Genomic DNA, 24180 nt, shown 5'->3' with positions numbered 1-24180 from the left:
CACATGTTACAATTTTTTTTTCTCATTGCCGTTTAAGGTTGGGAAGCTGGCCAGCCATCCAGTGGCGAAGGTCACCAGCGACCCCACCAGCACGAACCATGTCCATGCGATCTTCGGAAACGTAAAGCTCAGGGCGCCCGCATGCACCGGCACTGGCTGTGCCTGCTTCCACAGGAGAAAGTTCACCGCGAAGCCGCAGAGCATACCCACCATCGCGCCGCCTTCATTAGCCCGCTTGCTCAGCGTGCCCAGCAGGAAAACGCCCAGCAGCGATCCATACGCCACCGACGCAATCGAAAGCCCAACCTCGACCACGTGTCCACCGCCGCGCGAGAGCAGCGCCAGCACAAACAGCACCAGCGCCCAGAAGAGCGTGAGTCCGCGTGAGAGCCGCGCCCTGCCCACACCATCCATGCGCGGCCGCCGCGGCAGAATCAGGTCCACCAGCGTGCTCGAGCTCAGCGAGTTCACCGCCGCGCTCAGGTTGGACATCGCCGCCGCCAGGATCGCCGCGACCATCAGTCCCGCCACACCGCGCGGCATCTGGTCCATCAGGAATTGCGGATACAGTCTGTCGGGTGCCGTCGTCGCTGCGCGGCCATAGAAGAAATACAGCCCCGTGCCGATCGCCAGGAACAGCGTGAACTGCACCAGCACCATCACACCGCTGCTCAGCAGCGCGATCCGTGACTCACGCAGGTTCTTCGCTGCCAGCAGCCGCTGCACCATTAGCTGATCCGTGCCGTGGCTCGCCATGGTTAAAAAGCAGCCGCCCAGCAGTCCGGCCCAAAATGTATAGGCCGTTGTTACATTCCACGCAAAGTGAAAGATCGTCACCTTGCCCGCTGCTATAGCCGCCGCGTGGATATGCGGCCACCCTCCCGGAACCAGCCGCCCCAGCAGCACAAAGCTCGTCAGCGTGCCCACCGCGTAGAGCGCCATCTGCGCCACGTCCGTCCAGATCACCGCAGCCAGCCCGCCCTCGAGCGTGTAGATCAGCGTCAGCAGGCAGATGATCCCAATTGACAGCACATCGCGTGTGCCGATGGCGATGCCCACCACGATCGACACCGCGAAGACACGCACACCTTCCGCCGCAGCGCGCAAAAACAGGAACAGAAACGCTGTGAGCCGATGCAGCTGCGGCCCGAAGCGGTCTCCGATGACCTGGTACGCCGTCAGCAGCTCGCCGCGAAAGTAGCGCGGCAGAAACAGCATGCAGATCACGATGCGCCCCACCAGATACCCGAGCACGATCTGCAGAAAGCCCCAGTCGCCCGTATACGCCACGCCCGGCACGCTGATGATCGTCAGCGTGCTCGTCTCTGCCGCCACGATCGAGAGGGCAATCGCCCACCAGGGAATGCTGCGGTCCGCAAGGAAGTAGGATTCGAGCGAGCGTCCCTTGTTTCGGAAGCGCAGACCGAAGACCGTGATCGTCGCGAGATATGCCGCAACGATCAGCAGATCGAGTGCGCCCAGATGATGCACGCTCATGCGATGCACCGGGTGCCCCACGTCTTGCTTCTGAGACGTGGGAAGAGAAAGATGCAGACTTTGGCCCATACAAGCCCGCAGTTGGCTTGTGTGGGGAGCTCATACTCCGCACAATGATGCAGCGCGTATGGATCGCCCACCTACTGTGCCTCCGCAGGAATACCCAGCGACTCCGGCGTCGGCAGCGTGTGCTTATCCGTCCACTGCACATGTGCAGCATGGATCGCCTCGCTCCGCTTCACCCACAGCTCCGCCGCAAGGTCATACCGCGTCAGCACGTTGGCCAGCCAGTACGGGCGATTCTCCGAGAGCCACACCGCCGAGTAGCGCAGGCGTCCGTAGTTATAACCATCGCGCAGATCTTCGCAGAGGCCGTTCGCGCCGGAGAGCGTATAAAGCGCTCCTCCGATGTGCTTCGACTTCTCCGCATCGCCCTGCTGCGCATAGGCCTCGCGATACTGCTGCGCGATCAAATCCGCTGTCTCGAACTTCTGCCCGATAAAGTCCAGCCGTCGCGCGCCCGTGTCGAGCGCATCCACCGCATCCGGCTCGCGCAGCGCGCCCGCGGCCCGAGCCTCGGCGATCAGCGTAATCGCCTTCTCCGCATGCATGCGCATCTCGTGCACCAGCGGCTTCAGCTTCGTGCCCATCGTCTGGCCTTCGGCAGACCACGGATCCACCCAGTACAGCCGGTCCGTCTGCCAGCCCAGTTCCACGCCGTTTAGCGCCTGGTAAATTGCGATGATCTCGCGCTGCGCCTGGTTCAGCTTGCCTGTCGCATCGCCGTGGAAGACCTGACCATACGCGTCGCCGAAGGCTGCGGCATCAGTCGTCTCCGTTGGCTGCCATGCGGCCGCCGCGCCAAACAGGATGCCGTACCAGTCGCCGTTGAACAGTCCCTCGCCGTCGTCATTCCACACCGTGTTGAGCATGCCGGTGCTGTGCGCCAACTGCCCGTCATGTACAAAGCCCTGGATGTTCCGCGTCGCGAAATCATTGTCCGGATATACGCGGTTCCAGTCGTTCACGCCCGGGGCCACCCACGTCTCCATGCCCGCATCGGTGTACGGCTTCAGCCACTCGGCGTAGCCCTTGTCGTTCGGCGAATACTCCCAGCCGATCGCGATCATATCCTTCGGCAGCCGCTTCACCTCCGGCGGATCGTGCATGCCGATATCGCCCCAGAACATCAGCCGCCGGTTCAGGGGCGCAAGCTTCTCGTGGATCTGCAGCAGAAAGTCCACGTACACCGGCCCGAGCCCGCGCTTATCTACCTCATCCTTCGTCTGGCCCTTGCCCAGGTCCGCCGTTTCGTCCGCGCCGATGTGCAGGAACGGCGAAGGAAACTCCTTCGCAATCTCGCCGAACATCTGCCCGATCAGGTCGAGCGAGCCCGGCTGATGCGGAGCCAGCACGTGGCCCATCGGCGTCTCCGCCAGCGGAGCATACTCCTCGTACTTCAGCACGTGATGCAGATGCCCAAAGGCCTCCTGCTCGGGAATCACCGTGATGTGATACTGCGCCGCATACGTCACCAGCGCGCGCACATCGTCCTTCGACATGCTGCCCCCCGGCAGCCCCGGCACCGGATTCGACGCATATTGCAGCGTGTTCTCGAAGTACGGCGAGTACACGTTCATCTTGTAAGCCGCAATCGTCCGGATCTGCTTCTTCTGGAACTCAAGTGTCGGGAACGGCCCGCGCGATAAATCATCGGAGATGCCGCGATACTTCATCGCCGGCCAGTCGCGAATCGTTGCCTCGGTCAATGTCGCCGCGGCGCCCGTGCCCGTCACCATCTGCTTCACCGTCTGAGCGCCGTAGAAGACGCCCTCGGCCGTATCCGCGACCACGGCGAGCCCGTGCTCTTCGGGGACGACCGCATAGCCCTCGTCGTGCATCGCTGCATCCAGCTTCACGCCGGAAGAAGCCAGCACCTTCTCGCCGCGCTTCGAGTCCGCACGCAGCAACTCGATCTTCACCGCCGAGTGCCCATGCTCCGCATGCACGCCCAGCGATTCGAACCACGCGCCCAGGTCCTCCGCGGAGAAGCGGTCCTCGGCCGCATCGCCGCTCGAGATCGCTACACCCTGCGCCAGCGTCGCCGTCGTGCCTGCCTTGTACTCACGCGGCACCGGGATCAGTTTCGGAGCTCCCTGCGCGAAGGCGGTTATGCCCGCGGTCGAAGCCAGGAACCATACCGTCGCATACCGCTTCATCCCACGCGAAACAATTGCTTTGGGCAGACAGAAACATCTTCCGGGCGTCTTCGAGTCCTGCATCTCTGTGCGTTTCCTCCGTGGCCTGTGCGCATGCGTCCGCGCCGTTACGCGCTTCGCGGGGGAATCGATTGTCCCTGCGCTGTTCCATCCTTTCTACACCACGACTCCGAAGCGCGCCCACGCAATCCCAAGGGTGGTTAACACAAACCGTGACGGTGGCCCATACAAGCCCGCCGTTGGCTTGTGTGGGGGACACGCACAGTCTGCGCCAGAAAAATCCGGGGTCCCACCTCTCGACGTTGAGACGTGCGTAGAGCTGTCTCGGCACAAACGAAAAGGCGCAGAGAGCATACCGCTCTCCGCGCCTCATTTTCCCGAACAAAAAAGTCTTACTGCTGCTGCACGTTCGTCGCCTTATCGTTTACGAAGGTCACAGCCCATTTCTTTCCGTCGGCATCGTAGCGAACCGTGCGGTCGCCCATCGTCGAAGCATCCGATTGCTGGATCATGCCCAGCGACATCGACGTCTGCAGTTCGTTCATGCCGGGCTTTGCGATGTGCTGGTCCACAGCCTGCCACACGCTCGCGTCCCAGAACTTGTATAGCTGGTGCGGATCTTCGTAGTAGAAGATGTCGTCGCAGTAATACTTCTCGTCGCTCGGATGGGCATCGGGGCCTTTGATATAGCCGATCGCCGTGGCATAGGTCTTCTCGTCATTTGGCAGTGTGAACACCGCGAACACCTGCTTATCGCCATGCGGCAGCCGCGACGCCACATTCTCCGGCGTCTTCTGCGTGATCACATCCTTCACCGATAGCTCGGTCACGCCCGGCAGCACGCCCGCATGATGCGCGAAGTCCACGCGATGCCCGGCATACGGATAGTAGTCGAGCGTGTAGCCCGCCTGCACCCACACCGGCTTGCCCGCCAGCGCCTTCGCATCGGCCAGTGTGTTCATATACATCTTCTTCGGCTGCACGACGTCATCGGCCGTCACTCGCCGCTCCATGGCCTGGTGTTGCACTACCGCCGGCGCGTTGCGCTCACGCCACAAAAAGTAAAATCGCGTTCCCACGATGCCGACAACAAAGATCGTGATGATGATCAGCGGCTTCAGAACCTTCCACATAAAAACCTCTGCAAAAACAAAAATCGGTGCAGACCCATCCGTCACGCGCCCCAGTCTGCTGCACGTAGAACAGTCTGCTGCACGTATATCAGATGCACTCAGGGGAGATACGACCCCTCACCTACAGCTGGCGCACTTCCTTCGTGGCTTCTTCTCGCTCTGCCTCAAGCAGGGCATCGGCCGTCAGCCGGTCCGTGCGCCGCAGCGCGGGGAAGAGTGTCGCCCACAGCCCGGTCACCATCATCGATCCGATGCCGCCGATCACCACCGCGCGCACCGCGCCCCACCACTGCGCCGTCAGGCCGCTTTCGAATTCGCCCAGCTCGTTCGACGCGCCCAGGAACAGCGCATTCACCGCGCTCACGCGTCCGCGCATCTCCGGCGGCGTGCCCAGCTGTAGCATCGACGAGCGGATCACCACCGACACCATATCCGACGCGCCCACCACGAACAGCGCCGCCATCGAGAGCGGCAGGCTCTTTGACAGGCCGAAGACCACCGTCGCCGCGCCGAAAATTCCTACACATGTGAACATTCGTGCGCCCGCCCTGCGCCGGATCGGCCGGAACGTCAGCGAAATCGACACCAGCATCGCGCCCAGCGCCGGAGCCGCACGCAGCAGGCCCAGTCCGCGCGGACCCGCGTGCAGAATCTCCTGCGCGAAGATCGGCATCAGTGACACCGCACCACCCAGCAGCACCGCGAACAGATCCAGCGAGATCGAGCCCAGCAGGATCTGCGTCCGCCGCACGTAGTGGAAGCCCGCAAGGATCACCGCCATCGACGTCGCGCGGTGTTCCATCCGCCCCGGCCGCACCGAGAGCGAGCCCACCAGCACCAGGAAGCAGCACAGCGTCACCAGCGTGAAGAGAAAGACGATCGGCGCCCCTGCCAGGTGGGCCACCAGCCCATGCGCGAGCGCCCAGTGCGCCAGCGGCAGCGTGAACAGCACGCCGCCCAGCGCCGGTCCCGAGATGTTCGCAATCTGGAAGACCGTCGCGCCCCACGTGACCGCGTTTACGAAGTGTTCCTTCGGCACCAGGTGCGGCAGCAGCGCCGAGCTCGCAGGCCCGCTGAACGACCGTCCCGTGCCGATCAGGAAGAGCACGATGTAAATCGGCAGCACGCTCCGCATTCCGTGCAGCGCAAACAGGAACAGCGTCGCCGTGCAGAAGATCTGCAGCCCATAGCAAAGCAGGATCACCGAGCGCCGGTCGAAGCGGTCCGCCACGTGGCCCGAAGGCAGGATGAACAATAGTCCCGGCAGAAAGAGCGCCAGCCCCGTATAGCCCAGGTCGATCGCCTTATGCGTGATCTGGTACACCTGCCAGGCCACGGCCAGCGACTGCGCCTCCGCCCCGATGATCACCAGCAGTCGCGCCAGCTGGTAGCGCCGGAAATCGCGCGAAAGGAAGGCCGCGGCTGCGTTGCTCGGAGGCTGGTCGGAACGGCGTTCTGCGGAGTTCTCGGGCATGCTCCTCGCTTCACGCGCAGGCCTGTGGGCCGGATCAGGATCAGCTATCGCGCGGCAATGGGTCAATTGTACGCAACGGCCCCGGCCTGCCCCCTTGCCGTCAGAAAAGCATCTGCCCTTCGGATTGGACTGAAGGAATGAGGAGGGGAGAGCGCAGAAATAGATGGAACCGGCACGGTATGGGTGCCCCATCCAAGCTTCGCTTGGGTGGGAGGAAAAGAACTTATCTTAGCTCCCGATGAGGAAACCATCCGGGTGCCCACGTCTCGATCCTGAGACGTGGGATCAAGTCCCACCCGGTCCTACTGCAGCAGGCGCTCCGCGAAGTAGTTCCGCACGTGCGCCTGGCTGCGCAGCATGTCGTAATAGGCCGCCTTCAGCAGGTCGCCGCGCTGCGTGCGCAGTGTCTCCCGGATGTACTGCTGCACCCGCGGATCCTGGAAGCTGTAATCGCCCGCCGGCATGCGGGAGAGCAGCTTGTAGATGGCGAAGGTTTCGCCGTCCGGACTCGCCAGGATGTCCGTCGTCTGCCCCGGCAGCAGCTTCGACACGCTGTCCTCCAGCGGCAGGTCCGCGTGCAGCTGGGAGGCGGAAAGCGCCATGTTCGCATCGGCGTCGATCGCTGCCGTCTTTACCCGCGCCAGGCTGTTCGCCAGCGAGGCGAAATCCTCGCCTTCCTGCAGGCGCAGGTGCACCATCTGGATCGTCTGCAGCGCCTCTTCACGGCTCACGGTCGCCGCCTGCGGCTGGGTCGAGCTGGCGACCGGGAGCGCCCGCACCACGATGCGCGACAGGTGATACTGCGCCTCGGCGAAGTGAAACTCCTCCTGGTGCGTCGTGTAATAGGTGGAGAGGTCGGCATCGGTGATGCTCACCCGGGAAAAGACGTCCTTGTTCAGCAGCCGGTCGATCGTCAGCTCGCGCCGCACCTGCGTGCGCATGTCCTGCATCGTCAGGTGGGCCGAGGTCAGCTGCTGTTCGAACTCTTCCTGCGTGTAGCCGGACTTCATATCGGTCAGCTTTTCGTCGGCATCCTCGTCGGTCGCTTCCAAATGGCTCTTGCGTGCCCGCTGCTCGAGGATCTCCTCCATCACCACTTCGTTCAGCACGTCCATCCGCCGCTGATCGCCGCTCTCGCTGCCAAAGGCCTGGGGATGCAGCCGGTCGTATTCGTCCACGCGCGAGGAGGTGATGACGGTGCCGTTTACGTCGGCCATAGCGCCATCCGGCGCGGACGGCCGGCACCCTGTCGTCCCCAGGGCCAGGGCCGCCAGCGCTGCCAGCATAAGAGAGACACTCCCGGCGCGTCGTAAATGCACGCTTTCAAGGACGCCGGCCGAGACAAGAGGAGAGCAGCACATCTCTGTATTTGAGTGTAATGAATCGGCTTACGGGCTGCAGGCTCCCGCCCCGGATTTTCGCGTTCAATTCACCCCGCAAAATAAGACCCCGCGCTCACCGATTCTTCACGCATTTTCTGTAATATTTGAGACTGGATTCGCCCCGCAAGGGGCGATTTTTTGGTCAGCACGACCTTGGGAGTGAGAAGGGTTGGGAATGATTCAGGGCCGCTGGGTACTGCTTATCGCCAGTGAGGTTGGCAACACCGATTCGGTCGCCGACCGCGCGATGGAGCGACTCGTTACGGCCATCAATGAAGAAGGTTATCGCGTCGTCCGCACCGTGACGCCGGAAGACGGCCTGTCGCTCGTCCAGTCGGATCCCTCGCACAGCGCCATCCTGCTCGACTGGGATCTCGAGGACGACAACCAGTTCGACGAGCGCGCCGCGCTGCGCATCATCCGTGAAGTTCGCTATCGCAGCAAGAAGCTGCCCATCTTTCTCATCGCCGATCGCACGCTCGTCAGCGAGCTGCCGCTCGAAGTGGTCAAGCAGGTGCACGAGTACATCCACCTCTTCGGCGACACCCCGGCCTTCATCGCCAACCGCGTCGACTTCGCCGTGGAGCGCTACCACGAGCAGCTCCTGCCGCCGTACTTCCGCGAGCTCGTCAAGTACACCGATCAGGGCGCTTACTCCTGGGACGCCCCCGGCCACATGGGCGGCGTCGCTTTTCTCAAGCACCCCGTCGGCATGGCCTTCCACCAGTTCTTCGGTGAGAACCTCATGCGCTCCGATCTCGGCATCTCTACCGCCGAGCTCGGCTCCTGGCTCGATCACGTCGGCCCGCCGGCCGAGTCCGAGCGCAACGCCGCCCGCATCTTCGGCGCCGACTGGACCTTCTACGTCCTCAACGGCTCCTCCACCTCGAACCAGATCGTCGGCCACGGCGTCATCGGCCAGGACGAGATGGTCATCGCCGATCTCAACTGCCACAAGTCCATCTGCCACTCGCTGACGGTCACCAACGCGCGCCCGGTCTACTTCAAGCCCACGCGCAACGGCTATGGCATGATCGGCCTGGTGCCGCTCGACCGCTTCAAGCCCGAGCAGATCAAGGCGCTCATCGACAAGAGCCCCTTCGCCGCCGGAGCCGTCTCCCGCGAACCCAGCTACGCCGTCGTCACCAACTCCACCTATGACGGCTTCTGCTACAACGTCGATGCGGTCGTCGAGGAGCTCTCGAAGTCTGTGCCCCGCGTCCACTTCGACGAGGCCTGGTACGCTTACGCCAAGTTCCACTCGCTCTACAAGGGCCGCTTCGCCATGGACGTGCCCGATGAGATGCCCAACCGGCCGCTCATCTTCGCCACCCAGTCCACGCACAAGATGCTGGCCGCCTTCTCCATGGCGTCCATGATCCACGTGAAGCTGAGCCCGCGCGCGCCGCTCGAGTTCGACCAGTTCAACGAGGCGTTCATGATGCACGGAACGACCTCGCCGTTCTACCCGATGATCGCCTCCATCGACGTGGCCACCGCCATGATGGACGAGCCCGCCGGCTCGACCCTGATGGAAGAGACCATCCAGGACGCCATCACCTTCCGCAAGGCCATGGCCTCCGTCGCGCATCGCCTCAAGGCGGAAGAAGGCGACTGGTGGTTCTTCGGCATGTTCCAGCCCGATTACGTCAAGGACAAGGAATCGGGCGAGGTCTTCCGCTTCGAAGACGCGCCCGACGATCTGCTCGGTGACCACGCCGACTGCTGGACCCTCAAGCCCGGCGAAGACTGGCACGGATTTGCCGACGATGCCGTCCAGGACGACTACGTCCTGCTCGACCCCACCAAGGTCACCATTCTGCTGCCCGGCATCACGCCGCAGGGCGTCATGCAGGATTGGGGCATCCCGGCCGCCATTCTCACCGCCTTCCTCGACGCCCGCCGCGTCGAAATCGCCCGCACCGGCGACTACACCATCCTCACCCTCTTCTCGGTCGGCACCTCGAAGGGCAAGTGGGGCAGTCTGCTCGAGACGCTCTTCGAGTTCAAGCGCCTCTACGACCAGGAGGCTCTGCTCAACGAGGCTCTGCCCGCGCTCACGGCCAAGTATCCGGACCGCTACGGCAGCATGACCCTGAAGCAGCTCGCCGACGACATGCACAATGCCATGCGCGAGCTGAACCTGCCGAACCTGCTGCACGCCGCCTGCGACACCGAGCCCAACCCGGTGCTCACCCCGTCGCAGACCTACCAGCGGCTCATTCGCAACGGCACCGAGCGCGTCAAGGTGGCCGAGATGGCCGGCCGCATCCCGGCCGTTATGCTCGTCCCCTATCCCCCGGGTATCCCGATCCGCATGCCCGGCGAGCGCCTCGGCGACATCGACAGCCCGACCATCCGGCTGCTCATGGCCCTCGAGGACTTCGGTCGCCGCTTCCCCGGCTTCGAGCGCGAGGTGCATGGTATCGAGGTCGACTCCCAGGGCCAGTACTGGACCCGCGGCGTCATCGAAACCCCGCACACCAACGGCAACGGCAAGGCCAAACCCCGCACCCGTCCCGCCAGCCGCGTCATGAAGAAGACAAACACCTAAAACCGGGCTAAGTCCTTCTATCGAAACAGGAAATCCCAGCCGCAAGGCTGGGATTTCTTATGCCCAAAACGCCATCTTTAATAATGATTATTGAAAATTACAGATAGTCATCCCGACCGGAGCGGAGGGACCTGCGGTTTCAGGGCAGAGAGCGATGGCCCTGAATTTGGCGATACACCCTCATGGAGAGATGCCCTCGAAAAACTGCCCGGGCATCGCCGCCAGGCTCCCTCATCTCCCGTTAGAATCCTGCGGTATGTTTCCGCGCAGACTTCTTCACACCCTTTTCGTCGCGGCGCTGTTGTCGCTTCCCGCGGCCGCTCCGGCGCAGCAGCTGGTGAACGGTTACGAACCGAAGTGGTGGAAGGAGGCCGTGGTCTACCAAATCTATCCGCGCTCCTTCAAAGACTCGAACGGCGACGGCATCGGCGATCTTCCCGGCATCACCTCCAAGCTGGATTACCTGCGGAAGCTTGGTGTCAATGTCATCTGGCTCAGCCCGCACTTCGACTCGCCCAATGCCGACAACGGCTATGACATCCGCGATTATCGGAAGGTGATGAAGGAGTTCGGCACCATGGCGGACTTCGATGCCTTGCTTGCAGGCATCAAGAAGCGCCACATGCGCCTCATCATCGATCTTGTCGTGAATCACACCTCCGACGAGAACAAGTGGTTCGTGGAGTCGCGCAGCAGCAAAACCAATCCCTATCGGGATTTCTACATCTGGCGGCCCGGCCATACCGCCGCCGACGGCACGCGCACCCCGCCGAACAACTACCCGTCCTACTTTTCCGGATCCGCCTGGACGCTTGACCCGAAGACGAACGAGTACTACCTCCACTACTTCGCCGTAAAGCAGCCCGACCTCAACTGGGAAAACCCCAAGGTCCGCGAAGAGGTTTACTCGCTGATGCGCTTCTGGCTCGACAAGGGCGTATCGGGATTCCGCATGGACGTCATTCCACTCATCTCAAAGCCGACGGGAATGCCCGATCTTACCCCTGAGCAGCTCAAGTCTCCGCCAAACGCCTATGCCAACGGACCGCACCTCGCCGAATATCTGCGGGAAATGAATCGGGAAGTCCTGTCGAAGTACGACGATATGTCCGTGGGAGAGGCGACCGGCACCACGCTCGCTCAAACCGGTTCGCTGGTGGATGATCGCCGCCATGAACTGAACATGATCTTCAATTTCGACGCAATCAAGATCGGCCGCTCCGACTTCGGCCCCAGCCAGCTCGGTGCCTGGTCGCTGCCGGAATTGAAAGCCATCTACGACGCTCACGCCACCACGCTCGGCAAGCACGATTGGGACACCGTTTTTCTCTCCAATCATGACAATCCCCGCATCGTCTCCACCTTCGGCGACGATTCACCGGCGATGCGCGTCTCCTCGGCCAAGCTCTTCGAGACCATGATCCTCACCCTGCGCGGCACGCCGTTTCTCTTCGAAGGCGACGAGCTGGGCATGACGAACTATCCCTTCCGGAAAATCGAAGACTACGATGACATCGCGGTAAAGAACGCCTATAAGGCAGAGGTGGAATCCGGCAAGATGTCAGCCGCGGTCTTCCTCGCCGCACAGGCCCGGGTCTCCCGCGACAACGCCAGGACCCCCATGCAGTGGGACAGTTCTCCGGAGGCCGGTTTCACCACCGGCAATCATCCCTGGCTGGCCGTCAATCCCAACTACAAACAGATCAATGCCGCCGAGCAGGAGTCAGACCCGGCTTCCGTGCTCAACTACACGCGCGCCCTCATCAGGCTGCGTGCTCACACGCAGGCCTTTGTCTATGGGGATTACGAAGATCTGGCTCCGCAGGATGCGCACATCTACGCCTACACCCGCACCCTCGGCGACGAAACCTACCTTGTGGTCGAAAACTTCAGCTCCAGCGCCACCAGCTACACGCTACCCGGGGGCCTGAAGGCCGGTACACTCCTGCTATCCGACATCCCGTCCTCGCACGAAGCGAACACCTCCACATTGAACCTCTCTCCCTGGGAGTCGCGCATATACAGGCAATAATCGCTGCGCGATTCCAGTAGAGAGATGCCGCCATCCATCCCGTGCCAAGGGTTCCGCAGTAAGCTGATTGCAAAGCATTTCTAGGAACAGGAAACGCGCAGGCGCAGAGCGTCTCGCGAGGAGCTGCGTTGATTACACGTCGTGGGTTTGTGCAGAGAGCATCCGTCCTGGCCGCTGGAGCAGCGATGCTTCCGCGCTCGGTGTTTGCCGGGGATGTCGAACAGGTTTACCAGAACCCCATCATGGGCGGAGATCATCCGGACGCAAGTCCCATCCGCGTCGGAGACGACTTCTATCTCACCCACTCCAGCTTCGATTACGCCCCGGGTCTGCTGATCTGGCATTCGAAGGATCTGGTGAACTGGCGGCCGGTCGCCTCGGCGCTCCGCAGGTACTACGGCAGTGTCTGGGCGCCCTACCTCTGCGAGTACCAGGGCCGCTTTTACATCTACTTCCCGGCGAACAACAAGCTCCTCGTCGTTCACGCCGATCATCCGGAAGGCCCGTGGAGCGAGCCCGTCGATCTCGGCATCAGCGCCATCGATCCTGCCCATATCGCGGAGAACGGGCGGCGTTTCCTCTACATGAACGGCGGCCTTATGGCCGAGCTCACCGCGGACGGCCTCCACGTGAAGACGCCTCCCCGGCCTGCGTTCAGCGCGTGGCCCATCCCGGAAAGCACCCGCATCGAGTGCACCTGTCTCGAAGGGCCGAAAGTGATCGAGCACAACGGCTGGTTCTATCTCAACGTCGCCGAGGGAGGCACCGGCGGTCCGGCCACCAGCCACTCCGTCGTCAGCGCGCGCAGCCGCCATGCCGAAGGCCCCTGGGAGTTCTCGCCGTATAACCCCATCGTGCACACGCAGTCCCGTGACGATCGCTGGCTCAGCGTCGGACATGGCCGCCTGGTCGATACCTCGGATGGCCGCTGGTACATGACCGTCCATTCGTACGAGAACGGCTATCGCACCCTCGGCCGCCAGCTGCTCCTGCTGCCCATCGAGTGGACCGCCGACGGCTGGTTCCGGGTGAAGCCCGAGATCGCCACCGACTCGAAGATCCCCATGCCGATCCCTGGCAGCCGCCAGCTCCCCTTCTTCGATCCATCCGACACCTTCCAGCAACCGGAGCTTGGTCTGCAGTGGGGCTTCTGGCACGAGTACGATTCCACCCGCTTCCAGACCGGCAACGGCGTGCTCCGGCTCGCTGCCCGGGGCAAATCGCTCGAGGATTCCTCTGTCCTGACCACGCCGGTCGGCGGCCACTCCTACACCGTCGAAGTCGATGTCGAGATCGAGCCGGGGTGCGAGGCCGGGCTGCTGCTCTTCTATAATCCCGAGCACGCTACCGGTATCACGCTCGACGAAAAGGGCCTCAAGGTGCGAGTCGCCAATGGGCTGGTTTTCGATGAGCCCGTGCGGTCAGACACGCGGGCGACCCTGCGTGTCGTGAACGACCGGCAGGAGCTGGACTTCTACTATCGGCGTTCGGGAGAGGGATGGAAGAAAACCGAGCAATCCGCCGAGATCTCTGGCATGGATCACAACGTCCTCGGCGGCTTCCTCGACGTTCGCCCCGCATTGTCTGCCTGGGGCGCGGGTCGGGCATCCTTCCGCAGCTTCCGCTACTGGCCGGACGCGGTGATTCCCGCCGCGGAGTAACCGGTCCCGGGTTGGAAGCTGTGCGGGTGGGATAGAAGCATGCGCACGCAAAAAGAGCCTGGTCTCAGGACCAGGCTCTTTCTCGTTTTTATTTAGCGGATGCGCTCTACTTGCCGCCCTGCGGAGGTACGGCCGAATTCTGCGGCACATAGTTCCGGTACTGGGTGTCGATGATGCCGAGATTGCGCGCCAGTCCCAGCTTGGCCTGGTTGAACTGGTAGACCGAGTTCACGTACTGGGTCTGCGCCTGCGCCAGCGTCGACTGCGCCTGCACCACCGGCAGGTTATCGTCGACTCCGGCCTGGAAGCGGTCCGTCGTCTGCTCGAGCGCCGTGGTCGCGAGGTCCACGTTGCTGTGCGCCACCTTCACCAGCTCCGAGGCGGTCTTCAGGTCCAGCAGGCTGTCGCGTAGCTGCTGATCGATCTTCGCCTCGAGGTCGTGGAATTGTGTCTGCAGCTCGTCTTCCTGGGCCACCGCCACATCGCGGTCGCCGCGGAACTGCGCCTCGTTGAAGATCGGGATCGAAAGTGTGCCCATCGCCGAGAAGGTGCCGTGATAGACCTGGCCAGTCACGCCGGTGACGCCGTAATTGCCGCTGAAGGTCAAACTGGGATAGCGCTCGTGCTTTGCCGCGCGATGCTCTAGGTGCGCCGTCAGCATCTGCGCGCGCATGCTCTGGAAGTCCTGCCGGTTGGCGTAGGCCTTCTGCCGCGCGTCTTCAATGGTCAGCGCCGCCAGATCTGAATACGGTGTCGCATCGGTCAGCTCAATCTTCTGCCCTGGGTCGAGGCCGATCTCGCGATTCAGCGCGACCTTCGCCTTCTCGAAGGCATTCTGGTCTGCGATCAGCGTCTGCTGCTGGGTCTGGTACTGCACCCGCGCCCGCAGCTCGTCCAGATTCGCGGCTGTGCCGGCCTTGTGCTCTTCCTGTGCCTGGTAGAGCAGCGTCTCGTCGGTCTTCAGAAGAGCCTGCGCATAGTCCACCTGCGCCGAGGCTTCGAGCGCCTGCAGGTACGCCGTACCTACGTCCAGCACCACCAGCCCGCGTGAAGACTGCGTGTTGTAGTACGCCGCCTTCTCGTTCGACTTGGCGGCCTTCCACACGTCCCAGCCCTCCCAGGTAAAGAGCGCCTGCGACAGGTTCAGCTGGCCAACCGTCTCGTCGACGGTCGCTACCAGAGGAAAGGCCGCGGCGTCGGAGGCCGGCAGGCCCAGGGCCGGGAGAAACTGCTCGAAGAGCGCCGTATTGAAGCCGTCGGCCTTGAGGTTGTACTGGTGCGCGCCGCGCTCGGCGTGGGCCGAGATATTGGGCAGAAGCGCATTCACCAGCTGCTCGCGCTGGGCCGTGGCCTGCTTCTGGTTCTCGCGCGCCAGGGTCAACGCAAGATTGTTCGCAATGCCCAGCTGGATCGCATCGTCCAGCGACAGCTTCTTCGCATCGGGCGTCAGCGACACCGCCTGGACGCTGCCCATGTAATTGTTCTGCGTCGAATTATTCGGGTTCGCCTGCCCGAAGGCGGCCGAGCCGGCGCCGAGCAGCACAGCCAGCCCCAGGCGGCCGGAAAAGCGCAAAGCCATCATGCGAATAGGGATTCCCTTCCGTAGGTCACCATACTTAGATTTTCACGGGAGCACGGGGATGCCAAATAATTCCTTCCTTTGGATGCGAGTGCCTGCTTCCTCGCCGCTGTTCCGCCACGGCTTTGACCACTTTTTAAGGCGCTTTCCTCTTTCTGGATCAGAGTCGCCAGCGCTTCCCATTCAAGCAAAGCCCTCCGAAGTAACCTCCTGACAAGCAACGGCCTTGCTGGAGGCCACATCGTAACTTTTCAGAAGGGCGATCCGGCGGCCGCAAAGCGTGAAAACGCGCGGAAACGGTACTCGGAATGCCTCGGGAAAGGAGCAGGAGTTAGGGTTTGCTGTCCGCAGGCCGATTTGATTGCTGGAGCTCCTTTCGGTTCGCACATTAGGCGTAAACCGCCAGACGTGCGAGTTTGGAGATCTGCAAAGTGCAGAAACAAAGGAATTTCCAGGAATCACCAGTTCATGAGCCCATGCTGAGCGCCGTATCCATCCCGTATGTGGTGCTATTCACCGCGAACTCCGCTTCAACGCACTGGCTGCGCCAGTCCCTGCGGCGTGCCGGTCTGACCGCGAACCTTGAAGCCTTCGACCATCCGGAAGACCTGATGCAGCGCCTGCGCTTCCGGGATTTCGCCAAAGAAGCCGATTTCGTGCTTCTCGCCGAAGAGGCGATTGCCCGCATGGGCGCTGCCGAGCGACAGGATTTTCTCCGGCAGCTCCGGGAGGCTTCGCCTTCCTCCCCCGTCATCCTGGTTGAACGCCCCCGCATCCTCGAGGGGAGCTCCGACGAGGAGGGCTCCGGCGCCTCGAACGCGGGAATCCGTCCCGCGGAGTTGCAGGGTGTGTCGCGCTGCGACGTACGCCGCCTGCCGGAATACCTCGAGCGGGCCTTCCGCTCGCAGCGCGACCAGAAAGCCCGCGCCCGGGTGCAGGGCGAGCTCGACCGGACCGCCGAAATCCTGCGAGAGAACCAGAAGCTGATCGCCCTCGGCCGCCTTACGGCTTCCATCGTCCATGAGATCAACAACCCGCTCGAAGCGGTGACGAACCTGCTCTACCTGCTCGAAGCCGACCCCTCGCCGGAGCGCCGGCATGAATATCTGCAGCTCGCGCAGCGTGAGCTGGGCCGCGTCGTGCAGATCAGCCGCCAGACCCTGAATTTCTCCCGCGAGAGCGCGAGCCCGGTGCAAATCTCCCCGGCCGACCTCATCGAAGAGGTGCTCACGCTCTTCGGCCGCAAGATCGCCGACAAGCAGATCAGCGTGGAGCGCGAATTCGAGGCCGCGGATACGGTGAATGTTTTCCCCGGCGAGATGCGCCAGGTGCTCTCGAACCTCATCGCCAACGCCATCGAGGCCACTGCGCCCGGAGGCCGCCTGCGCCTGCGCGTCCGCCCCGCCCGAAACTGGGCGGATCAGGGCGTTCGCGGTCTGCGCATCTCGGTGGCCGATACCGGCGCGGGCATGCCGGCCGCGGTTCGCAGCCGCATCGGCGAGCCGTTCTTCACCACCAAGGGCTCGCAGGGGACGGGGCTCGGCCTCTGGGTCACGCGCTCCATCCTGCACCGCTACGGCGGCGGGCTCCAGCTGCGCTCCTCGGTCTCGAAGGCGCATCATGGAACCGTCTTCAGCCTCTTCCTGCCGACGAACATGCGTCCCCAGGCAGTGCTGGCCTTCCGTTCAGCGGCAACGCCACCGGCCACCCCGCAGTCCGCGTTGCCGGAGGCAGGAGACATCGACCACTCGACGCCCCGCGCCAGCAATCATTATTAAGGCTCACTTGAACCGGGTGCTCCGCGTCTCGCACTTGAGACGTGGAGAGGTACGGTCACGCATGGCTCATTCAGGCTTTACATTGGCTTGATCCTAGTGAGAGACCGCTTCGGGCTTCTTCGTCGAAGCCGCGACCACAGGCGTCTCCCGCCCGATATCGCGAAAGGCCCGGTACACAAACGAGCCCATGTACCAGCCGTCCAGGTAGGCGTAGGGCTTTTCGCCGGTGGTGTAATGCCCGCAGGGCAGCACCTTCGATTCGTAGTGGATCCCCAGCCGTGAGAAGTGTTGCAGCGTCTCGAGCGAATACTCTTCGATGAAGGTCAGGTCGTACTTCGCGTGCACCACCAGCACGCGCTTGTCGGTCTGGGCCGCGAAGCGCTCCATGTAGGAGAACGGGCTCACCGAGCTCCATGCCGTGCGCAGGCCTTCCTGCGTCAGCCCGGCCTCTTCGAGGCCCTGCCGAATGTGGCGCGTGCTCTGCCCCGTCCACACCACATCGCCAAAGGCTGTCGAGGCGTGGTTGAAGGCATTCACCCGCAGCCGCGCGTCATGCGCGCTGGCGATAAAGGCATAGCAGCTGCCGAGGCTCGTACCCAGCACGCCGAACTGCTCGTAGCCCTGCTCCTGCAGCCAGTCCATGCAGCAGCGGATATCGACCACCGCCTGGCGGCAGGCCGCGATGGTGCGACCAAGGTTCGCGCTTACTGCGTAGTCCGAGCGTTCCAGCTCCGCGGGGCGCCGGATATCGTGATACGGCTTGCTCAGGCGCAGCGCCGAGATGCCGAAGCGATTGAAGAGCGAGCACAGCACGTTATGGCTGAAGGCGTCGGCGTTCCACTGCGGCATCACGATAATGGCCTGCTTCGGCTTGCCCGCCATCTTCTCCGCCGGAGCCGGATACCACCGCGCATTCACCAGATCGTTCTCGGGATACTTCGTCCGCACCGGCGAGGTGAAGCGCAGAAAGTGCGCCTTCTCGATCTCACCCGTCGCCGCCTTGCGCTTCCACTCCGCGTCATTGGCCAGCGTCTTCGGGCGCACATTCGTCGGGAAGAGCTGCGGATAGCGCTCCTCGAGCACGTAGTCCGTCGGCTTGGCGTAGCCGAAGAAGTCCTCACTGCGCGCGACGATCGCCGCATTCAGCGCGGCCATCGCGTCTTCCGCTTCAAAGTGGCTTAGAGTCTCAGGATCGCGTCCGCCGAAGAGCTTCTCGCGCAGCCCATGCGCGTCGATGAAGTCGTTGACCCAATCGAATCCCCACTCCAGAGGACGCACGATGCGGTTCGAGTCTTCGTTCGTCAGCCGCGTTTCCCAGCGGTACATCCAGTCGGCGTACCAGCCCTTATGCGTCGCCATCGTCTTCCTCTGCAATTCTTCGCGGCACCCGCGATCCAATGGCGCACAGCACCTCGTAGGGAATCGTCCCTGCCGCGTCGGCCAGTTCATACGCCGTGATGCGCTCGCCGCCCTGTTCCCCGATGATCGCGACTTCGTCGCCCAGCGCCACGCCGTCGATGCCTGTCACATCCACAATCGTCAGGTCCATCGAGACGCGGCCCGCAATCGGCGCACGCTGTCCACGCACCAGCACAAAGCCCCCTCCAGAATTACAGCCGGAGAGCAGGCGATTCAGCCCATCCGCATAACCCACCGGCAGCAGCGCCAGCCGCGACCTTCGTGCGGCGCGAAACGTCGCGTTGTAGCCGGCAGTCTCACCCGGCTCGATATCGCGCAACGAGATGACCCGCGTCTTCCAGGAGAGCACCGGCTCGAGCAAATCCTTCACCTGTGCAGCACCTTCGCCCGCAAAGCGCGGCGAATATCCGTAGAGCGAAAGCCCCGGTCGCACCATCGCCGTCGCGGTGTGCTTCTTTGCCAGCGCGCTCACTGCCTGTGTCATCGCAGGCGTCAGCGCCGTGGCCGAATTCCCGGCGTGGATAATCGACGGCGTCACGCCGGCATCGGCAAGCACTTGCAGCGCGCGGGAGAAATTCTCCATCTGCGTGGCCGTTGCGGACGAATCCAGCACTTCGGGCGAATGGAAATGCGTCATCACGCCCTCCACGCGCAGGCGCTTGCACTGCGCCAGCGCTGCGAGAAACGCATCGACTTGTTCCGGCCGTAGCCCTTGCCGGGACATGCCGCTGTCGATCTCAATGTGCACGGCGAAGTCTGTGACGTTCTGTTGTGCCGCTGCTTCTTCCAGCCACGCAAGATGCGGCGTCTCCCACACCACAGGGGTGAGGCGATGTTCGATCGCGCTCTCGGCCTCGCCCTGCCAGACGCCGCTCATCAGTAATACGCGCGGCTGTGGCAGCGCGCGGCGCAGGGCAATGCCTTCATCGAGGCAGGTCACGCCCAGCCAGCTCGCGCCCTCGCCGGCCAGCGCCGGAGCGCAGAGGGCCGCGTTGTGGCCATAGGCATTGGCCTTGACCACGGCCATCAATGCAACATCGGGCGCGGCGGAACGCAGCCGCGCATAGTTGCGCCGCAGGCGGGAAATCGAAATCTCCGCCCATGTCGGGCGCAGCGACATCGTCAGTCCGCCTATGGCTGCGGAGCAGCGTTGTTGGTGCTCGAGGTCGAGCCTGAAGTGGTCGAGGTGGACGTGCTCGCGGGTGCGGTCTCTGTGCTGTTCGCTGCTGTACCGCTCGTAGTTGTTCCGGCCGTAGCCGTGCTGCCCGAAGATGTCGTGTCCTGTGTCGAGGTCTTGCCCTTGTAGAAGAACGGAATGTGGAAAGGCTCTTCGGCGTTGCTCTTCTTCTCGACCTTCGGCTTCGGCTGCTTCGCGTCCGACTGCTCCACCACTTCGGTGCGCTGCGAATGCACGCATGTCCAGCCGCCATGCGAGCGCTGGTAGACGTGCGTGAAGATGCCGCGCTCCTCGTGGATCGTGGAACCCGTCTTCCACTTGTGGATGTACGTGCCGTCCACGATCGCTACATCCTCGACCATGCGCACGTTCACCACCTTCTGCTCCATGCTCACCGGCTGCGGCCCGGTTTTCGTATAGAGATCGGCGATCTGCTGATTGCGCGTGGTAATGTCGCCGCTGGCCGCGATATCGAGGAAGGCCGGCGACATCAGGTTCTCGAGTGTGTACTGGTCGCGCTTCATCAGCGCCGCGCTCCACTGGTCTTCGAGCCCCTGGAACTGCTTTGCTTCCGGTGCGGCCGTCTCATTTGCCTGCTGGGCAAAGGCCATGCCGCTGACCAGCGACAGGGTCGCTGTTGCTGCTATCAGAATCCGTTTCATATGCCGCAAAAATGCTCTCTTTCGATGATATAGGTTTGCCGCCGCCGCGGATCGCCTGCCTGCGATTTAGACGGATGATTTCCTCTTTTTCCACAGGGCTTGCACAGGAAACTCTCAGCCTTTCCCTCAGACTTGCACGAAAAGTTGTTCGCAAATCGCTCTTGCCCTTCACGGGAAATATGCATTCCCCCTCAAACCGGACGCGCAAGCATACTTCTCCGTTCCTGTCTCGATCTTGTCATCTCCCCACCGCGCGCCTAGCCTAATAAAGATGGCAACCCCGGCAGACATCTCGTTCGAGCGCGGACTGCCGGCCTCCATCGATGCCGAGCGTTCCATTCTTGGCGCCATTCTGCTCGACAACGAGTCCTACAACGAGGCGGCCGAGAAGATCCGCGCCGAGGACTTCGCCCTCGACTCGCACCAGCGCATCTTCGCGCGCATGGCCGAACTGATCGACGCCGGTCGTGCCCTGGATATCGTTACCCTCTCCGAGGAGCTCGCACGCCGCAAGGAAATCGAATCGGTCGGCGGCGTCGCATATCTCGCCTCACTGACCGAAGGCCTGCCGCGGCGGCTCTCCATTGAAGAGTACGTCCGGATTGTTAAAGACAAGTCGCTGCTGCGCCAGCTCATCCGGATCTCCTCCGAGGCCATCACGCGCGCGGCCGACCAGAGCGAGGACGCACTCGACGTCATCAATGCGGCCGAGTCCGCGATGCTCGAGGTCACCGAAAAGGGCATCTCGCGCGGCTTTGCCGGCATTCCCGAGATCGTTCGCGACTCCTTCGGTTCGATCGACAATCTCTATAAGGAAGGCCGCGAGGTTACCGGCCTCGCCACGCACTTCGACGACTTCGACCGCATGACCAGCGGCCTGCAGAAGTCGGAACTCATCATCATTGCGGCTCGTCCTTCGATGGGCAAAACGGCCTGGGCCATCAACATCGCGCAGAACGCCGCCGTGCGCGGCAACGGCACCGTTGCCGTCTTTTCGCTCGAAATGAGTAAAGAGTCGCTGCTGCGCAGAATGCTGGCCTCCGAGTCGCTGGTCGACTCGCAGAAGATTCAAAAGGGCTTCCTTGGCCGTGACGACCAGGAGAAGCTCGCCGCCGGTCTGGAACGCCTGGTCGAAGCGCCGATCTTCATCGACGACACGCCCGGCATCTCGCTTTCGGAGATGCGCGCCAAGGCGCGCCGCCTGCGCCAGTCGCGCGGCGGCCTCGATCTGATCGTGATCGATTACCTGCAGCTGATGACGGCCAGCAGCGGCGGCGCCGGCCAGAAGCGGCACGAAAACCGTACGCAGGAAGTGTCCGCCATCTCGCGTGGCCTGAAGGCGCTGGCCAAGGAGCTCGAAGTGCCGGTCATCGCGCTCTCGCAGCTCTCCCGTGCCTCGGAGCAGCGTGGCGGGGACAAGAAGCCCATGCTGTCCGATCTCCGCGAATCCGGCTCGATCGAGCAGGACGCGGACGTGGTGGCCTTCATCCATCGCGAGGCCTATTACAACCGCGATGAAAACGGCAATCCCGACCCGGACACGGAGGGCAAGGCCGAGATCATCATCGCCAAGCAGCGTAATGGTCCTACAGGCTCGGTGCACCTGGCATATCTGTCGAAGTGCACACGTTTTGAAAACCTCGCCTTCGGAGGCGACGACTATGCGCAGTAAAAATTTCCTGTGTTGCCTGCAATCTTTCCCGTCTGAGCCGCAGCGCGTGGCGTTATCGACGTGTCGGGCGCTCTACCGGAAGCGAGATTGTAGTTTTTTCTGATCTACGGCTCCGCATTGGATGCGCCCGTCTGACTCCCCCATTTTTGCGCAGCGTTCGCTTTCGGGCGTCTGCCTTTCACCTTCTGTGGTGCAACTCGCAAGGCCGGGAAATTTCGCTCTTCATGCTCCTCAAATCGGCCCCCGAATTGTGCTAGTATCGGCAACGTCCATATGAGATTTTTCCTGACGCCCCGCGGTTGTCAGCCCGCTCGTACAGCGCACTAGAGTCGAGATGACTCGAGCGATGCGCCTCCTGGCCAGCGAATGCGAATCAAGTCTGCCCGATTTCATCGGGGCTGCTTCGCTTTGGTTACAGGTTTGCTAACGATGCCGGTATTCCCGCGAGCGTTCAAGCAAGGAACCTGAATGTCTTTTGTTGCTACTCCCGCCGCCGTGTTGAATCCGTGGGTTCGGATTCTCGGTGCGCTCGAAAAGAAGATCAATCGCCAGTCCTTTGACACCTGGCTCAAGCCGACGCGCTTCAGCCATGCCAAAGAACGGCTGCTGTTCGTGCGGATTCCCACGCCCGAGTTTCAGCATGTCGGCGATCACTACGGCGACCTGATCCAGGAAGCCATCGACGCACTGCAACTGGAATTCGACGATGTAAAGTTCGTCACTCCGGAAGAAGACCCCACGCTGGCGCAGCCTCGCGAGGACGGCGGTTTTCCGCCGCAGTCCACGCATACGCCGAATGCGCCCGCGAACAACCGCGGCAATGGTTACGCGCGTAACAACGCGCCGGCCGCGCCGCAGCAGGGCCGCTTCGACTGGTCCTCGGCCGCGCAGCTCAATCCGCGCTACACCTTCGACGCCTTCGTCATCGGCTCCGGCAACCAGTTCGCGCGCGCCGCGGCCGAAGCCGTGGCCGAGCGTCCCTCGAAGGCCTACAACCCGCTCTTCCTCTATGGCGGCACTGGCATGGGCAAGACGCACCTCATGCAGGCCATCGGTCATGAGGTGAAGCAGCGCGTGCCCAACGCGTCCATCTGCTACGTCTCGGTGGAGAAGTTCACCAACGAGATGATCAACTCGCTGCGCTATGACAAGATGACCAGCTTCCGCGACAAGTTCCGCTCCGTGGACCTGCTGCTCATCGATGACATCCAGTTCCTCTCGCAGAAAGAGCGCACGCAGGAAGAGTTCTTCCATACCTTCAACGCGCTGCATGAGAACATGAAGCAGATCGTCATCGCCTCGGACCGTCCTCCCAAGGAGCTGCCCGAGATCGAAGACCGCCTGCGCTCGCGCTTCGAGTGGGGCCTGATCGCCGACATTCAGCCGCCGGATCTCGAGACCAAGGTCGCCATCCTGCAGAAGAAGGCCGAGAGCGAGCACGTCGCGCTTCCGACCGACGTCGCGCTCTTCATCGCCTCGAATGTCCGCACCAACGTGCGCGAGCTCGAAGGCGCGCTGACGCGCCTCTTCGCCTGGTCGAGCCTGAACGGTGTCGAGCTCACGCTGCCCACCGCGCAGCAGTGCCTCAAGCAGTTCATCGATACGCAGGTCCGCAAGATCACCATCGAGGCGATCCAGCGTGCGGTCGCCGAGCAGTTCGGCATGCGCGTCGCCGAGCTCAAGCAGAAGAACAACTCGCGCGCCGTCGTCGTGCCTCGCCAGATCGCCATGTATCTCGCGAAGCAGATGACCGAGGCTTCGCTGCCGGAGATCGGACGCCAGTTCGGTGGCAAGCACCACACCACGGTCATGCACTCGATCGCCAAGATCGACGAGCAGCGCCGCGCCGACAAGAGCCTCAACAGCACGCTGAACAAGTTAAACGAGACGCTGAACAGCTAGTCTCGAGCGACCGCTCTACGGGTCCTGGCCATCGAGCCG

At 62.7% G+C, this 24180-nt stretch carries 15 protein-coding genes; 6 read left to right on the top strand and 9 right to left on the bottom strand.

The genetic code is table 11. The annotated features are described in order from the left end of the window. Positions 1-6: 6 nt before the first annotated feature. From QM649_RS09330 to QM649_RS09310, 5 genes are all read right to left on the bottom strand, one after another. Positions 7-1497 (bottom strand): sodium:solute symporter, encoded by a 1491-nt coding sequence (locus QM649_RS09330; protein ID WP_415198762.1) that lies wholly within the window; start codon positions 1495-1497, stop codon positions 7-9. A 140-nt stretch (positions 1498-1637) separates the two neighbouring features. Next, on the bottom strand, positions 1638-3716 hold the full coding sequence (locus QM649_RS09325) for a glycoside hydrolase family 20 zincin-like fold domain-containing protein (protein WP_415198761.1): 2079 nt from the start codon (positions 3714-3716) through the stop codon (positions 1638-1640). 392 nt (positions 3717-4108) lie between these two features. Then, positions 4109-4849, bottom strand: coding sequence for a hypothetical protein (locus tag QM649_RS09320; protein ID WP_415198760.1), 741 nt, complete (start codon positions 4847-4849; stop codon positions 4109-4111). A gap of 121 nt (positions 4850-4970) precedes the next feature. Further along, a complete protein-coding gene (locus tag QM649_RS09315) occupies positions 4971-6323 on the bottom strand; it encodes an MFS transporter (RefSeq protein WP_415198759.1) in 1353 nt (450 codons plus the stop codon). A 302-nt stretch (positions 6324-6625) separates the two neighbouring features. Further along, positions 6626-7609 (bottom strand): SurA N-terminal domain-containing protein, encoded by a 984-nt coding sequence (locus tag QM649_RS09310; RefSeq protein WP_415198758.1) that lies wholly within the window; start codon positions 7607-7609, stop codon positions 6626-6628. 271 nt (positions 7610-7880) lie between these two features. On the opposite strand from QM649_RS09310, the gene QM649_RS09305 reads away from it, so the two are divergent. The 3 genes from QM649_RS09305 to QM649_RS09295 all read left to right on the top strand — a co-directional run bounded on the left by QM649_RS09305 (position 7881) and on the right by QM649_RS09295 (position 13952). Continuing rightward, positions 7881-10259, top strand: coding sequence for an Orn/Lys/Arg decarboxylase N-terminal domain-containing protein (locus QM649_RS09305; protein WP_415198757.1), 2379 nt, complete (start codon positions 7881-7883; stop codon positions 10257-10259). Between the two features lie 256 nt (positions 10260-10515). Then, entirely contained in the window at positions 10516-12291 is a 1776-nt protein-coding gene (locus QM649_RS09300) for a glycoside hydrolase family 13 protein (protein ID WP_415198756.1), read from the top strand. A gap of 185 nt (positions 12292-12476) precedes the next feature. After that, positions 12477-13952: a family 43 glycosylhydrolase gene (locus QM649_RS09295; protein WP_415198755.1), complete on the top strand. Its 1476-nt coding sequence runs from the start codon at positions 12477-12479 to the stop codon at positions 13950-13952. Between the two features lie 106 nt (positions 13953-14058). Here QM649_RS09295 and QM649_RS09290 read toward each other — a convergent pair whose 3' ends face one another. Beyond that, positions 14059-15534, bottom strand: a complete 1476-nt coding sequence (locus QM649_RS09290) for a TolC family protein (protein ID WP_415198754.1) — start codon at positions 15532-15534, stop codon at positions 14059-14061. Between the two features lie 473 nt (positions 15535-16007). Between QM649_RS09290 and QM649_RS09285 the strand changes: the two genes are divergently transcribed. Beyond that, entirely contained in the window at positions 16008-17309 is a 1302-nt protein-coding gene (locus QM649_RS09285) for a sensor histidine kinase (RefSeq protein ID WP_415198753.1), read from the top strand. 93 nt (positions 17310-17402) lie between these two features. Here QM649_RS09285 and QM649_RS09280 read toward each other — a convergent pair whose 3' ends face one another. Genes QM649_RS09280 through QM649_RS09270 form a run of 3 tightly spaced genes read right to left on the bottom strand, consistent with a single transcriptional unit; the run spans position 17403 to position 20567 of the window. Continuing rightward, the gene (locus QM649_RS09280) at positions 17403-18668 is read right to left on the bottom strand and encodes an alpha/beta fold hydrolase (RefSeq protein ID WP_415198752.1); all 1266 of its coding nucleotides are present in this window, start codon (positions 18666-18668) and stop codon (positions 17403-17405) included. After that, positions 18655-19848, bottom strand: a complete 1194-nt coding sequence (gene alr / locus QM649_RS09275) for an alanine racemase (RefSeq protein WP_415198751.1) — start codon at positions 19846-19848, stop codon at positions 18655-18657. The genes QM649_RS09280 and alr overlap by 14 nt, the downstream gene beginning before the upstream one ends. A gap of 11 nt (positions 19849-19859) precedes the next feature. After that, complete coding sequence (locus tag QM649_RS09270; protein WP_415198750.1) at positions 19860-20567, bottom strand: nuclear transport factor 2 family protein; 708 nt, start codon at positions 20565-20567, stop codon at positions 19860-19862. Between the two features lie 271 nt (positions 20568-20838). Between QM649_RS09270 and dnaB the strand changes: the two genes are divergently transcribed. Both dnaB and dnaA read left to right on the top strand, forming a co-directional pair. After that, positions 20839-22239, top strand: coding sequence for a replicative DNA helicase (gene dnaB, locus QM649_RS09265; RefSeq protein WP_415198749.1), 1401 nt, complete (start codon positions 20839-20841; stop codon positions 22237-22239). 468 nt (positions 22240-22707) lie between these two features. Then, positions 22708-24141 carry a chromosomal replication initiator protein DnaA gene (gene dnaA, locus QM649_RS09260; RefSeq protein WP_415198748.1) on the top strand — a complete coding sequence of 478 codons (1434 nt, stop codon included), beginning with the start codon at positions 22708-22710 and terminating at the stop codon, positions 24139-24141. Positions 24142-24180 lie beyond the last annotated feature (39 nt).

It is taken from the genome of Silvibacterium sp. (genome assembly GCF_047605705.1).
Lineage (GTDB): Bacteria > Acidobacteriota > Terriglobia > Terriglobales > Acidobacteriaceae > Silvibacterium.
This window is presented reverse-complemented; position numbering and strand designations above follow the sequence as displayed.

Excerpts from the sequence above, each read along its gene's own strand:
- QM649_RS09330 (WP_415198762.1), bottom strand. The coding sequence starts at position 1,497 with ATGAGCGTGCATCATCTGGGCGCACTCGATCTGCTGATCGTTGCGGCA.
- QM649_RS09325 (WP_415198761.1), bottom strand. The coding sequence starts at position 3,716 with ATGAAGCGGTATGCGACGGTATGGTTCCTGGCTTCGACCGCGGGCATA.
- QM649_RS09320 (WP_415198760.1), bottom strand. The coding sequence starts at position 4,849 with ATGTGGAAGGTTCTGAAGCCGCTGATCATCATCACGATCTTTGTTGTC.
- QM649_RS09315 (WP_415198759.1), bottom strand. The coding sequence starts at position 6,323 with ATGCCCGAGAACTCCGCAGAACGCCGTTCCGACCAGCCTCCGAGCAAC.
- QM649_RS09310 (WP_415198758.1), bottom strand. The coding sequence starts at position 7,609 with ATGCTGGCAGCGCTGGCGGCCCTGGCCCTGGGGACGACAGGGTGCCGG.
- QM649_RS09305 (WP_415198757.1), top strand. The coding sequence starts at position 7,881 with ATGATTCAGGGCCGCTGGGTACTGCTTATCGCCAGTGAGGTTGGCAAC.
- QM649_RS09300 (WP_415198756.1), top strand. The coding sequence starts at position 10,516 with ATGTTTCCGCGCAGACTTCTTCACACCCTTTTCGTCGCGGCGCTGTTG.
- QM649_RS09295 (WP_415198755.1), top strand. The coding sequence starts at position 12,477 with ATGCTTCCGCGCTCGGTGTTTGCCGGGGATGTCGAACAGGTTTACCAG.
- QM649_RS09290 (WP_415198754.1), bottom strand. The coding sequence starts at position 15,534 with ATGATGGCTTTGCGCTTTTCCGGCCGCCTGGGGCTGGCTGTGCTGCTC.
- QM649_RS09285 (WP_415198753.1), top strand. The coding sequence starts at position 16,008 with ATGCTGAGCGCCGTATCCATCCCGTATGTGGTGCTATTCACCGCGAAC.
- QM649_RS09280 (WP_415198752.1), bottom strand. The coding sequence starts at position 18,668 with ATGGCGACGCATAAGGGCTGGTACGCCGACTGGATGTACCGCTGGGAA.
- alr (WP_415198751.1), bottom strand. The coding sequence starts at position 19,848 with ATGTCGCTGCGCCCGACATGGGCGGAGATTTCGATTTCCCGCCTGCGG.
- QM649_RS09270 (WP_415198750.1), bottom strand. The coding sequence starts at position 20,567 with ATGAAACGGATTCTGATAGCAGCAACAGCGACCCTGTCGCTGGTCAGC.
- dnaB (WP_415198749.1), top strand. The coding sequence starts at position 20,839 with ATGGCAACCCCGGCAGACATCTCGTTCGAGCGCGGACTGCCGGCCTCC.
- dnaA (WP_415198748.1), top strand. The coding sequence starts at position 22,708 with ATGTCTTTTGTTGCTACTCCCGCCGCCGTGTTGAATCCGTGGGTTCGG.